Origin of the sequence: Rossellomorea sp. NRS-1567, from assembly GCF_050467885.1 — a bacterium.
Classification (GTDB): domain Bacteria; phylum Bacillota; class Bacilli; order Bacillales; family Bacillaceae_B; genus Rossellomorea; species Rossellomorea aquimaris_C.
The window spans coordinates 194,735-207,650 of the sequence record NZ_JBITPL010000024.1; the positions used below are offsets into that span (position 1 = coordinate 194,735).

A 12,916-nucleotide genomic window follows, 5' to 3' on the forward strand; every position below is an offset into this window, starting at 1 on the left:
CGTCCCTCGCCTGTTTCAAAGCGACGAGGGACGGACCTTTGGTTGTTCGATGGTGATGCTGCTTCCCGATGGGGAGATGGATAGTTTGCGGACGTTCATGCTTGGGAAGGACTGTTCCAGCTGCCGCGCGAGCCATTCACTTGCTTCCCGTTCCACGAAGCAGGCAATCGTCGGGCCGGCACCGCTTAAGGCGACACCGAATGCCCCGAAACGGCCCGCAACCTCTTCCACTGCATCATAGTGAGGAAGCAGCTTTCTCCGGTGAGGCTGATGATACCTGTCTCGCTTCATCATTTTCCCAACCATTTCCCAGTCCCCTGTTAAAAACGCAGCCACCAGTACGTTTGAAATCGCTCCGGCTTCCACGGATTCTTCAAAGGAAAGACTCTCCGGAAGTACATTTCGGGAATCAGATGTTTTCAGTTCAGCTTTAGGAATCACGCATACCACATCAACAGGCAGATCAGGAACCGACAAAAGACTCACACCTTTTTCATGCTGACAGCTGACCACAAACCCACCATAGAGGGACGCCCCTACGTTATCGGGATGACCTTCAAACCGATTCGCAAGTGCCAGTTTCTTTTCCTGGGTCAGATTCAGCTCACACAGGGCATTGGCAAGCTCAATGCCCGCCACAACCGCTGCTGCGCTGGAGCCTAACCCTCTCGTTAACGGAATGTCACTGGATATGTAGAGGTGACAAGGAGACGGCTTCTTACCATAGTCATCCGCCACCTCTTTCACTATCTCTACAATGAAATGTGTCTCATCAGCCGGAAAGACCTCCAGGGCAGAAGAAAGGGGAATCACTTGCCAATCTTCCGCTTCATGTACCTCAACGGTTAAAAATACATTTAACGCCAAACCGAGAGAATCAAATCCTGCGCCTAAATTGGCTGTGCTTCCAGGGACTATGATCTTCCAGGAGCGGGGGGCACGTCTTTTCATACGCCAATTGTCCCTTTGATATAGTCCTTCACCATTTCACGATCGTTTTGCAACTTCGCCGGTATGACCGGACTGCAATCCATGGCCGTAACTGGATCCTTTAAGCCATTACCTGTCAGCACCGCCACTACCTTTGAACCTTTTTCGATCAAGCCTTTATCCAATGATTTCTTTATTCCCGCAATCGATGCACATGAAGCGGGCTCGGCAAAGATCCCTTCTTTACTTGCAAGCAGCTGATAGGCCTCTAGAATTTCTTCATCGGTTACTTCATCGATATGTCCATTTGATTCCTTCAACGCATCGATTGCTAATGTCCAGCTTGCCGGGTTCCCGATTCGGATCGCCGTCGCAATCGTTTCAGGCTGAGGAAACACCCTGTCATGGACCAAAGCTGCTGCTCCAGATGCTTCAAAGCCAAACATTCGAGGTAAAGTGGAAGCTTTGAGCTCATGATATTCTTTAAATCCTTTCCAGTATGCTGAAATATTCCCCGCATTACCGACAGGGATCGCAAGCACATCAGGGGCCTCACCCAACCCTTCGATGACTTCAAAAGCTGCTGTTTTCTGGCCTTCCAAACGATACGGATTCACTGAATTCACCAGAGTCACAGATTCGGTTTTACTCAATTCACGGACGATTTCCAGGGCTTCATCAAAATTTCCTTCGATGGAAATGATTTCGGCACCATACATGACAGCTTGAGCCAATTTCCCTTGAGCAATTTTCCCCTCGGGAATGACCACGATACATTTGATTCCTGCCCTCGCTGCATAGGCTGCTGCTGAGGCGGAGGTATTTCCGGTAGAGGCGCAAATGACCGTCGAACTCCCTGACTCTACCGCTTTGGCAACGGCGAGAACCATTCCGCGATCTTTAAAGGATCCGGTGGGGTTTGCTCCCTCAACCTTTACATTCAACTCGATGCCCCATTCCCGGGACAGCGTTTTTAATTCAACCAAGGGAGTATTCCCTTCATTTAACGTTAAAAGAGGAGTGTCATCATTTAATGGAAGATGCTCCCTATACTGCTCCAGTAACCCTTTCCATCTCATCCTTTGTCTCCCCCTTCTACACGGTATGAACTTTCAATCGAATGAACCGCTTCATAATCCTTCAACTCCATCAATATGTCTTCGTAATGATCAAGAGATGCTTTATGAGTCACAAGGACAATTTCAGCAAATTCATCACTGTCTAATGGATTCTGTAGAATCTTCTCAAAACTGACGCCGTGATTCGAGAAGATGGAAGTGAGTTTTGCTAAGACGCCTACTTCATCCTGAACGTGCAGACGCAAGAAATATTTTGAGTGGATTTCATTCCGTTCTTTTAACTTTTTAGGGAATTGCGGGTTCACCGCACTCTTACCCGTGACTCCCAATCTCATATTCTTCATAATTCCTACCATATCTGATACGACGGCTGTGGCAGTTGGAAGACTTCCTGCCCCCGGACCGTAAAACATCGTTTCACCAACCGCTTCCCCGTATACGTATACTGCGTTATATTCATCATGAACGGATGCGAGTGGATGCTCATTTTGCAGCAGAGTGGGCTCCACGCTCACTTCAACACTTTCTCCTTCACGGTGAGCGTAGCCGATGAGCTTCATTGTGTAGCCGAATTGCTCGGCATATTGGATGTCATCACCCGTCACTTCCGTAATACCTTTCACTTTCACATCGGCTAAATCGACGTTCATGGAAAACCCTAACGTTGAAAGAATCGCCATCTTTCTCGCTGCATCCAAGCCGCCTACATCTGCCGTCGGATCCGCTTCTGCATACCCTAAGTCCTGGGCTTCCTTGAGAACATCATCGAAGGTCCGTCCCTCTTTCGTCATCTTCGTCAGTATGAAGTTCGTCGTTCCGTTGACGATTCCCATCATTTTCGTGATGCGATCGGAGGCGAGGCCATCTACTAAACTTCTTAAAATCGGGATTCCTCCTGCGACGCTGGCTTCGTAGAATAGGTCGCAGCCGTTTTCTGAGGCGGCCCTTAGTAATTCCGGTCCGTGAAGGGCCATGAGATCCTTGTTTGCCGTTACGACATGCTTCTTCTGGTGCAGTGCATGGAGGAGATGTTCTTTCGTTGCTTCAATTCCTCCCATTACCTCGACCACAATATCAATTTCAGGATCAAACAGGACTTCCTCAGGATTTAAGGTCAGTATGCTGTTTACCATTTCCAGTCCTCTATCTTTCTCTAAATCCTGAACAAGGGCTTTCTTTACCTTCACAGGACAGCCGATTTGATGGGACAGTTTATCCTGATGATTCTCTACAATCTTCACCACTCCGGCTCCCACCGTTCCGAGTCCTAAAAGTCCGATTGAAATTGATTCCATAAGCCGAAAACCTCCATTTGTTTATTTCACATGTACATTTGTTCTTATATAGTGGACATTATAGTTGAAAAAATTACCTATTACAATAGGTATTTACGTATTTCTCGAATGTAAGAGCTTTCATTATTCATATATTGTGAGAATTGTTTTTAATAAACTCCATCACTTATAAACAGAGGACCGCTCCTAACTAACAACGTAGTTAAGAGCCGTCCTTCTTTCACACAATATGGTGCAGCTGTCTGGCCATTTTGGATAGATCCCGGTACACTGGGATCTTGCTTGGATCGGCATTTCCGCCACTGATGACACAGCCGACTTTCTTTCCTTGTACCTTGACCTTTTGGCACATGGCTGCCGCTAAGGATGCTGCTCCTGCTCCTTCAACCAGCGTTTTTTCCCGTTGAAGCATAAACATGATGCTATAGGAGATTTCTTCATCCGTAACCGTAACCATATCGTCTACATACTGACGGATGATCGGAAACGTGAGCTCTCCAGGCTTCTTGACGAGGATTCCATCAGCAATGGTGTGTACATGCTCCAGGGATCCTTTGTTTCTTCCTGTAAAAAAGTTATACGTAGCCGGTGCTCCCAGTGCCTGTACGCCGACGATCTGTACTCGGGGGTTAAAGGCTTTTACGGCCAGTGCCATTCCGGCCAACAGACCGCCTCCGCCAACAGGTACCAGGATCATGTCTAAATCACTGAGTTGCTGAAGCATTTCCAGTGCGACTGTCCCTTGCCCAGCCATCACTTTATGATCATCAAATGCATGAACATACGTCGAGCCATTTCTGATTTTCTCTTGGAGTGCTGCCCCGTAGGCTTCCTGATAGGTGTCTCCAGTCAGGACAATCTCAGCTCCGTAATGTTTCGTTGCCGCTATTTTTGTGGAAGGCGTTCGTTTCGGCATGAAGATTTTCGACGGAACTCCGCGCAGGGATGAAGCCAGTGCCACACCTTGGGCATGATTTCCTGCAGATGCGGCAATGATGCCTCTACCCGCTTCTTCTTCAGACAATGACATGATTTTATTCATTGCGCCTCTTACTTTGAAGGAACCTGTTCGCTGCAGGTTCTCCATTTTCAAATAAATCTCTCCACCTGTGAACGTATTCAGCGTCGATGATTGCTTTAACGGTGTTCGATGCACCTGATGACTGATTCTTTCCATCGCTTCTACAACTTCAGTGTTATCCATTAAATTCCCAAGCCACTCACCTCATAATTTTTTTCGTATTCTTCAATATTTTTTCCGTAATGTAACGTCAAATCAATTTCATCCAGTCCCTTTAACAACATCGTCTTCCAGTAAGGATCGATGTCAAAAGAGACACGAAGCCCTTCTGAATCACAAATGGTCTGATGCTCAAGGGAAACTTCCATTTTATATAAATCTACATGACTCTCATTTCTTAAAAGAGCATCCACTGTTTTCTCTTCAAGCTGAATGGGCAGGATCCCATTCTTCAAACAGTTGTTATAAAAAATATCTGCAAAGCTTTTGGCGATGATTACTTTAAACCCATAGTCCTGAAGGGCCCACGGAGCGTGCTCCCTCGAAGATCCGCACCCAAAATTCTTTCCGCCAAGGAGAACCTCGGCGTTTTGATATTGGGGTGTGTCTAATAAGAATTCGTCTCTTAGCAACTTTCCATCGTCTTCAAACCGCCAATGATAAAACAAGAACTGTCCAAACCCTTTACGTTCAATCCTTTTTAAAAACTGTTTCGGTATGATTTGATCGGTATCGACATTGTCTCTCCTGAGAGGAAATACTTTTCCTTCCACATGATTGATCGCCACCTTTTCACCTCCTATGAAATCGGCATTTTTTCAAGCTTCCGTACATCTGTCAGCTTTCCGGTCACGGCAGCCGCTGCGGCCATGGACGGGCTGAGTAGATGGGTTCTCGATCCGTTTCCTTGCCGGCCTTCAAAGTTCCGGTTGGAAGTCGATGCACAGCGTTTGCCTGGAGGCACGATATCATCATTCATAGCCAGGCACATGCTGCAGCCTGCTTCCCTCCACTGGAATCCAGCTTCTTTAAAAATGGTATCCAGGCCTTCCTCTTCAGCCTCTTTCTTCACTTTAAACGAACCCGGAACAACCAAAGCGGTCAAGCCCGGCTTTACAGTTTGGCCTTTTACCACCTCAGCCGCCGATCTCAAATCACTCAAGCGCGAATTCGTACACGAGCCAATAAACACATAATCAACCTCTATGTCCTCGATTCTCATCCCCGCTTCGAGCCCCATATAATGAAGCGCCCTTTCAACCCCTTCTCTTTCAGAAGGATCTGCGTACAGTTCCGGATGAGGGACGGACCTCGAAATCGATGCGCCCATTCCAGGATTGGTTCCCCATGTTACATGAGGCTCGATCTCCTCACCTTTCACCTCAATTTTGTGATCATAGGTTGCGTTCTTGTCACTCTTTAAGGATCTCCATTCTTCTTTGCATTGTTCAAACGATTTATCTTTAGGAAGATATTCTCTTCCTTCTAAATATTCGAAGGTCGTCTCGTCGGGACTGATCAATCCAGCCTTGGCTCCTGCTTCAATGCTCATATTACAGATGGTCATTCTTTCTTCCATGGATAGATCGCAGATCACGTCACCGGTGAATTCGATGACATATCCGGTTCCAAATCCTACCCCGTAGGTAGAAATGATGTTTAAGATCACGTCTTTGGCTGTGACACCGAATCCCAACTCTCCCGTCACGTCCACTTGAAGGGTTTTTGGCCTTGATTGCCAGAGGGTTTGGGTTGCCATAACATGCTCCACTTCACTCGTGCCAATCCCGAAGGCCAGTGCCCCAAAGGCTCCGTGGGTTGAGGTATGACTGTCTCCGCAAACAATGGTTTTCCCCGGCTGAGTCAAACCGAGCTCTGGACCGATGACGTGGACAATCCCTTGATCGGGATGATGGATATCGGCGAGAGTGACTCCGAATTCCTCACAATTTTGCTTTAACGTATCCATCTGCAGTCGAGCGATTTCATCCCTGATGATGTGACGCTCTCTTGTCGGTACATTGTGATCCATCGTGGCATAGGTCAAATCGGGTCTTCTCACTTTGCGATTTTTTAAGCGAAGACCTTCAAATGCTTGGGGAGACGTAACTTCATGTACAAGGTGCAGATCAATATACAATAGATCCGGCTTGCCCTTTTCTCTGTGCACAATGTGTTTTTCCCATATCTTTTCGATGATATTTTTCCCTGCCATGAACTCCCTCCTGGTTTGGTAAGATTTTTATTCAGTTAAGGCTGTATTAATAGAATTGTTACTGAGTGAGTAGTGGTTGATTTCCGCTCCAGGCACTCGCTTTCCGCGGGGCGGGCGGTGAGCCTCCTCGGCGCAAGCGCCTGTGGGGTCTCACCTGTCCCGCTATTCCCGAAGGAGTCGAGTGCCTTCCGCTCCAATCAACTTCGTTTTAATCTGTTTGCTTAACATTCTACCCTACAAGTAAGCCGCCAGGATCGAAGACAGGGCATGATCCGCTTCCAGTCGCTCTACAACCAGCTGGCTCATGGCACCGGTCCCAACTACGGTTCCGCGCCCCATCGTCCAAAGATCTCCTGTACGGTAGCCTGCGTTCAGGACTTCCTGAACAGCCATTTCAATCATTTCAGCCTCTTCTTTTAAGTCGAAGGAATGTCTAAGCATCATGGCAACCGATAGAATCATGGCCAGTGGATTGGCTTTTCCTTTTCCGGCGATATCGGGTGCTGATCCGTGTACCGGTTCGTAAAGCCCGAAGGAGTCCCCTCTTAAACTGGCGGAAGGAAGCATTCCCAGTGAGCCTGTGATCATGGAGGCCTCGTCACTCAGGATATCCCCGAACATATTCTCAGTCACCAGCACATCGAATTGCTTCGGCTGATACATCAGCTTCATGGCAGCGACATCGACCAGCATATGTTCCACTTCCACATCCGGGTATTCCCGAGACACTTCATTCACGACTTCGCGCCACATTCGACTTGTTTCCAAGACATTTGCCTTGTCGACGGACGTTAATTTTTTCTTTCGTTTTTGAGCCAGCTTGAAGGCTTTATGAACGATCCGTTCGATTTCACTTTTTTCATAAACAAGAGTATCAACTGCTACTTCGTCTCTCTTCCCTTGACGACCGGACGGCTGACCGAAGTACAAGCCTCCTGTCAGTTCCCTGACAATCACCAGATCTACTTCTTCTACAATCTCCCGTTTAAGTGGGGATGCACCTAGTAAACTTTCAAATGCTTTCACCGGTCTCAGATTCGCGAAAAGGTCGAACTCTTTGCGGATCGCCAGGAGACCTTTTTCTGGACGAAGCTCTTTCGGAAGATGCTCCCACTTTGGACCTCCTACAGCACCTAATAAAACGGCGTCACTATCTTTACAAAGCTTGATCGTTTCAGGAGGTAATGGTGTACCGAAGCGATCGACGGCAGAGCCGCCGATGTGACCTTTCTCGACTTCGAATTCATGACCGAACCAATCACCCACTGCCTTCAGTACTTCTAATGCCCCGTCCATGATCTCTTGACCGATACCGTCTCCTGGTAGTACAGCGATTTTTTTCTTCATTAGAATTACCTCCTGTTTTGGTTGGTTTTATGGGAGAGCCTTGATAAACAAGGCTCTCTGTCTTACAAGCTGGCTTCCACCGTTTCCTTCTCCATGGACTGTGACTTCCGTTGAGCGGATCGATTCACTGCATTAAGGTAAGCGCGTGCTGATGCTTCTAATACATCCTGGGCAGTTCCGCGTCCGCTTGTCTTTTCTCCGTTATATTCGAGTCGGACATAGACTTCTGCAAGGGCATCCCGGCCACCACCGACTGAGTTGATCTTGTAATCTAATAATCTAGAAGGACTTGGCAGAATTTTTTCGATCGTATTGTAGATGGCTTCTACACTCCCTGATCCCGTTGAAGCAAGCCGGGTTACACTTCCGTCCTCAAACTTCAATTCGATCGTGGCCGTCGGAATATTGTCCATGCCATATTGGACCTGCATTCTTTCTAATGTAAAGCCGACAGCATCGGCCATTTCCGTTTGCTTATTCGTCAGGATGCTGAAGAGATCTTCATCGACGATTTCCTTTTTCTTATCCGCCAGATCCTTGAATGCATGAAATGCTTCATTAAGCTTCTCCTCTGAAAGTTCAAATCCCAATTCAACCACTTTATTTTTAAAGGCATGACGTCCTGAGTGTTTTCCAAGCACCAAGCGGGTTGCATTCACTCCAATCAGTTCAGGGGTGATGATTTCGTACGTTGTTTTTTCCTTCAGCATTCCGTCCTGGTGAATACCTGATTCATGAGCGAAAGCATTATCACCTACAACCGCTTTGTTAGCCGGTACTCTCATCCCCGTCAGCTTACTGACAAGAGAGCTTGTTTTCTTGATTTCATCGAGTTTCAGGCGGGTGGTGGCTCCATAAAAATCTTCCCGGATTCTAAGAGCCACTGCGATCTCTTCCAAAGCTGCATTTCCAGCCCTTTCCCCGATCCCATTGATCGTTCCTTCGATTTGATCGGCTCCGTTTTCAATGGCAGCCAGTGAATTGGCTGTCGCCATTCCCAAATCATCATGACAATGAGCCGATAGCTTTACTCCGTCGATATTCGGAACGTTTTCTCTTACGTACCGAAACAATTCACCGTATTTATGAGGGGTGATATATCCTACCGTGTCAGGAAGGTTAATGACGGAAGCTCCTGCCTCAATCACCTTCTCCATGATTTTCACTAAAAAATTGAGATCTGATCGGCACGCATCTTCTGCCGACCACTGAACCACCGGGAAAAATTTCTTCGCATACTGAACGGCCTGGACCGCTGTATCGATGACTTGATCCGGTGTCATCTTCAGCTTATGGGTCATGTGAATCGGAGAGGTGGCAAGGAACACATGTAACCTTGGTTCGGCCGTTCCTTTAAGCGATTCCCATACCGCATCGATGTCCCGCTGCTGAGCTCGGGCAAGCCCCGTTACAGAGCTGTTCTTGATCGTGGAACCGATCCGCTGTACGGCATCGAAGTCCCCTTTTGAAGCTGCAGGAAAACCGGCTTCAATGACGTCCACCCCGAGCCTTTCCAGTTGTCTCGCCACTTCGATCTTTTCAATCGTATTAAGATTTACACCCGCTGACTGTTCACCGTCCCGTAGAGTTGTGTCAAAGATCTCAATGGTTCGCACTCGCAACCACTTCCTTTTCTTTAGTAGAAGGTTTCTGTACAAATGGCATCATTTTACGAAGCTCTCTCCCAACGACTTCGATCGGGTGCTGACTTTCACGTTGATTGATGGCGTTAAACTCCGGACGGTTCGCCTGGTTCTCCAGGATCCATCCCTTCGCAAATTTTCCTGTTTGGATATCCGTTAATACTTCCTTCATGCGGGCTTTCGTTTCTTCGTTCACCACCCGTGGACCTGAAACGAAGTCTCCCCATTGAGCCGTGTCTGAGATTGAGAAGCGCATTCCTTCTAATCCCTGCTCATACATCAGGTCAACGATCAGCTTCAATTCATGTAAACACTCGAAATAGGCGACCTCTTTTTGATAACCTGCTTCCACCAGCGTTTCGAATCCTGCTTTCACAAGGGATGTCACCCCTCCACACAGGACTGCCTGTTCACCAAATAGGTCGGTTTCCGTCTCCTCCTGGAAGGATGTTTCCAAGATCCCTGCGCGTCCTGCCCCAACACCTTTTGCATACGCAAGGGCCAGTTCTGCGGCATGACCTGAAGCGTCTTGATAAACCCCGAAGAGTGCAGGCACTCCGGCTCCTTCTTCAAATGTTCTTCTTACCAGGTGTCCCGGTCCTTTCGGTGCTACCAGGAATACGTCTACATCTTCCGGAGGAACGACTTGATGGAAATGGATATTAAATCCGTGTGCAAATGCCAGTGCTTTGCCTGAGGAAAGGGCCGGCTTGATTTCTGCCTCATACACTTTCGGTTGATGCTCATCCGGCAGGAGAACCATGATGACGTCTGCCTGTTCACTTGCTTCGCGGACCGAGTAGACATCGAATCCGTCTTCTTCCGCCTGGTCCCAGGACTTCCCTTTTCGTAATCCGACTACAACATCAAATCCGCTTTCCTTCAGGTTCTGAGCATGTGCGTGACCCTGTGAACCATAACCGACAACCGCTACCTTCTTCCCTTTTAAAACCTCTTCATTCACATCTCCGTTATAATATACCTTTACCATTTCCCTCATCCTCTCCGTTTTTTGAATAATACGTTTTTTAAAAGTGAGTGTTATCGATACAGCTACTAATTCACGATTGAATATTGTTTTAAATCCGTCACCGATTTACCATTTCCCCTTGCGAATGCCGTGATGCCTGTTCGGGCAATTTCTTTGATTCCGTAAGGTCTTAACAAATCGATGATCGCTTCTATTTTCGATGTTTCACCCGTTACCTGGACGGTTACGCTGTCCCTTGCCACATCAATGATGGCGGCTCTGAATGGTTCTACGATCCCATTGATTTCGGACCGGGTCTGTCCTGTACTCAACACCTTGATGAGTGCCAGTTCCCTTGCGACGACGCCTTGATCCGTGATGTCGGAGACCTTGAGGACATCGATTTGTTTATGCAGCTGTTTTAAAAGCTGTTCAATTTTCCCATCGTCTTCTACATTGACGACAAACGTCATTCTCGAAATTCCTTCGACTTCTGTGTAGCCCACTGAAATGCTTTCGATGTTGAACTGACGCTTTGTAAACAATCCGGTCACCCGATTCAAGACACCACTCCGGTTATGAACGAGAGCCGTTACAATCCGTTTCCTCATGGTTTCACTCCTAACATTTCATGTAATCCTTTTCCTGGAGCCACCATCGGGTAGACATTTTCTTTTGGATTCACCCAGCAATCAATGAGTACCGGTTCATCACTTGTTAATGCTTCTTTTAACACAGAATCGACTTCCTCCTGGGTTTTCACCTGATACCCTTTGATTCCGTATGATTCAGCCAGTTTCACAAAATCTGGCTGGGTGTTGAACACCGATTGTGAGTATCTCTTTTCAAAGAAGGTTTCCTGCCACTGTCTCACCATCCCGAGTGTGCCGTTATTGAGAAGGACTACTTTTACTGGAAGATTCAATTCTTTCAGAAGAACCAGCTCCTGAAGTGTCATTTGGAATCCTCCATCTCCTACAAAGGCGACCACTGTACTGTCTGGGTTCGCTAACTGAGCCCCGATCGCTGCCGGAAATCCGAATCCCATCGTCCCAAGGCCACCGGAAGTGACCCAATTATTCGGCTTTTTAAAAGAGTAATACTGTGCCGCCCACATTTGATGCTGTCCCACGTCTGTTGTGACAACCGCTTCCCCGTTTGTCATTTCATACACCTGTTCGATTAGGCGTTGAGGTGACAGAACATCGTGGGCCTGGTTATACCAGAAAGGATATTCCCTTTTGTATGACTTAAGATGATGATGCCAGGCATCGAAATCAGGCTTTTCTTCCCCATGTTGAAGGAGTTTCTCCAGTGCCTGTTTGGCATCGGCTACGATCGGTATCTGCGTTTTGACATTCTTCCCGATCTCAGCCGGGTCGATATCGATATGGACCACCTTGGCCCTCGGTGCAAAGGTCGCGAGATTCCCGGTCAACCTGTCATCAAATCGGGCGCCGATATTGATGAGCAAGTCACATTCGTGGAGAGCCATATTGCTTGCATAACACCCATGCATCCCCGCCATGCCGAGAAACAACGGGTGATCTGCCGGAAATCCCCCTAAACCTAAGAGGGTGTGAATCACCGGGATGTCATATTGTTCTGCGAAAGTCTTCAGTTCCTCCGTTGCCTTTCCGTGAAGGACTCCAGCCCCGGCTAAGATGACCGGCTGCCTGGAAACTTTGATGGCTTCCACCAGCTTCTTGATTTGAAGTGGATTGGGATAGAAGTTAGGCTGATACCCCGGTAAGTCCATTTCCACATCGTGTACCGGATAAGCTTGCTGCAAGGTCAAGTCTTTCGGAATGTCGACAAGTACGGGTCCAGGCCTGCCGGTTGATGCGATATGAAAGGCTTCCTTCACAATCCTAGGTAAGTCTTTAATATCACGCACCTGATAATTATGCTTGGTGATCGGCATTGTGATCCCGACTACGTCCGCTTCCTGGAAAGCATCGGTTCCGATGACCCCTGAAGCCACCTGCCCGGTAAAAATAACAAGAGGCAGTGAATCCATCATGGCATCGGCAATCCCTGTCACTAAATTCGTTGCTCCCGGTCCTGACGTGGCAATGACCACACCCGGTCTCCCTGACACACGGGCATACCCTTCTGCCGCATGGATGGCGCCTTGCTCATGTCGAGCGAGAACGTGCTTGATCGGGGCTTTGTATAGAGCATCGTAAATCGGCAAGACCGCTCCTCCAGGATACCCAAACAGAATCTCAACCTTTTCCTCCTTCAAAGCTTTCATGAGCATATCAGCACCGTTGACATTATCTGTTAGTGTCTGTGAAGCCAGTTCTGCCTCTACCTTCGCTCTCATTGCCTATCTCCTCCTCTTTTTACTTATTCCAAACAAAAAAGACCTTTCGACCCACTACGACAGAGTTCATCTTTCGCAGGGGCGAAA

The 12,916-nt window shown here is 47.8% G+C and carries 11 protein-coding genes and 1 other annotated feature (1 of these 12 only partly in view); all 11 genes read right to left on the reverse strand.

The genetic code is table 11. The annotated features are described in order from the left end of the window. Positions 1 to 15 precede the first annotated feature (15 nt). The 11 genes from thrB to ilvB all read right to left on the reverse strand — a co-directional run bounded on the left by thrB (position 16) and on the right by ilvB (position 12,829). Complete coding sequence (thrB, locus tag ACIFOD_RS17355; protein WP_430315665.1) at positions 16 to 951, reverse strand: homoserine kinase; 936 nt, start codon at positions 949 to 951, stop codon at positions 16 to 18. After that, complete coding sequence (gene thrC, locus ACIFOD_RS17360) at positions 948 to 2,009, reverse strand: threonine synthase (protein WP_430315666.1); 1,062 nt, start codon at positions 2,007 to 2,009, stop codon at positions 948 to 950. Before thrC ends, thrB begins: the two co-directional genes overlap by 4 nt. Beyond that, entirely contained in the window at positions 2,006 to 3,304 is a 1,299-nt protein-coding gene (locus ACIFOD_RS17365) for a homoserine dehydrogenase (protein WP_428975207.1), read from the reverse strand. Before ACIFOD_RS17365 ends, thrC begins: the two co-directional genes overlap by 4 nt. A 220-nt stretch (positions 3,305 to 3,524) precedes the next feature. Further along, positions 3,525 to 4,508 (reverse strand): threonine ammonia-lyase, encoded by a 984-nt coding sequence (ilvA, locus tag ACIFOD_RS17370; RefSeq protein WP_430315667.1) that lies wholly within the window; start codon positions 4,506 to 4,508, stop codon positions 3,525 to 3,527. Then, positions 4,508 to 5,113 carry a 3-isopropylmalate dehydratase small subunit gene (leuD, locus tag ACIFOD_RS17375; protein WP_430315668.1) on the reverse strand — a complete coding sequence of 202 codons (606 nt, stop codon included), beginning with the start codon at positions 5,111 to 5,113 and terminating at the stop codon, positions 4,508 to 4,510. The genes ilvA and leuD overlap by 1 nt, the downstream gene beginning before the upstream one ends. An 11-nt stretch (positions 5,114 to 5,124) precedes the next feature. Next, positions 5,125 to 6,540 (reverse strand): 3-isopropylmalate dehydratase large subunit, encoded by a 1,416-nt coding sequence (leuC, locus tag ACIFOD_RS17380; RefSeq protein WP_430315669.1) that lies wholly within the window; start codon positions 6,538 to 6,540, stop codon positions 5,125 to 5,127. Positions 6,541 to 6,774: 234 nt separating this feature from the next. Next, positions 6,775 to 7,887, reverse strand: coding sequence for a 3-isopropylmalate dehydrogenase (leuB, locus tag ACIFOD_RS17385; RefSeq protein WP_430315670.1), 1,113 nt, complete (start codon positions 7,885 to 7,887; stop codon positions 6,775 to 6,777). A gap of 62 nt (positions 7,888 to 7,949) precedes the next feature. Beyond that, positions 7,950 to 9,503, reverse strand: a complete 1,554-nt coding sequence (locus ACIFOD_RS17390; RefSeq protein WP_430315671.1) for a 2-isopropylmalate synthase — start codon at positions 9,501 to 9,503, stop codon at positions 7,950 to 7,952. Next, complete coding sequence (ilvC, locus tag ACIFOD_RS17395; RefSeq protein WP_430315767.1) at positions 9,490 to 10,575, reverse strand: ketol-acid reductoisomerase; 1,086 nt, start codon at positions 10,573 to 10,575, stop codon at positions 9,490 to 9,492. Before ilvC ends, ACIFOD_RS17390 begins: the two co-directional genes overlap by 14 nt. Positions 10,576 to 10,586: 11 nt before the next feature. Then, positions 10,587 to 11,111 carry an acetolactate synthase small subunit gene (gene ilvN, locus ACIFOD_RS17400; RefSeq protein WP_113968593.1) on the reverse strand — a complete coding sequence of 175 codons (525 nt, stop codon included), beginning with the start codon at positions 11,109 to 11,111 and terminating at the stop codon, positions 10,587 to 10,589. Further along, the gene (gene ilvB / locus ACIFOD_RS17405; RefSeq protein WP_430315672.1) at positions 11,108 to 12,829 is read right to left on the reverse strand and encodes an acetolactate synthase large subunit; all 1,722 of its coding nucleotides are present in this window, start codon (positions 12,827 to 12,829) and stop codon (positions 11,108 to 11,110) included. The genes ilvN and ilvB overlap by 4 nt, the downstream gene beginning before the upstream one ends. Positions 12,830 to 12,903: 74 nt before the next feature. Further along, positions 12,904 to 12,916 (reverse strand) — a binding site (T-box leader) (it continues 247 nt past the right edge of the window).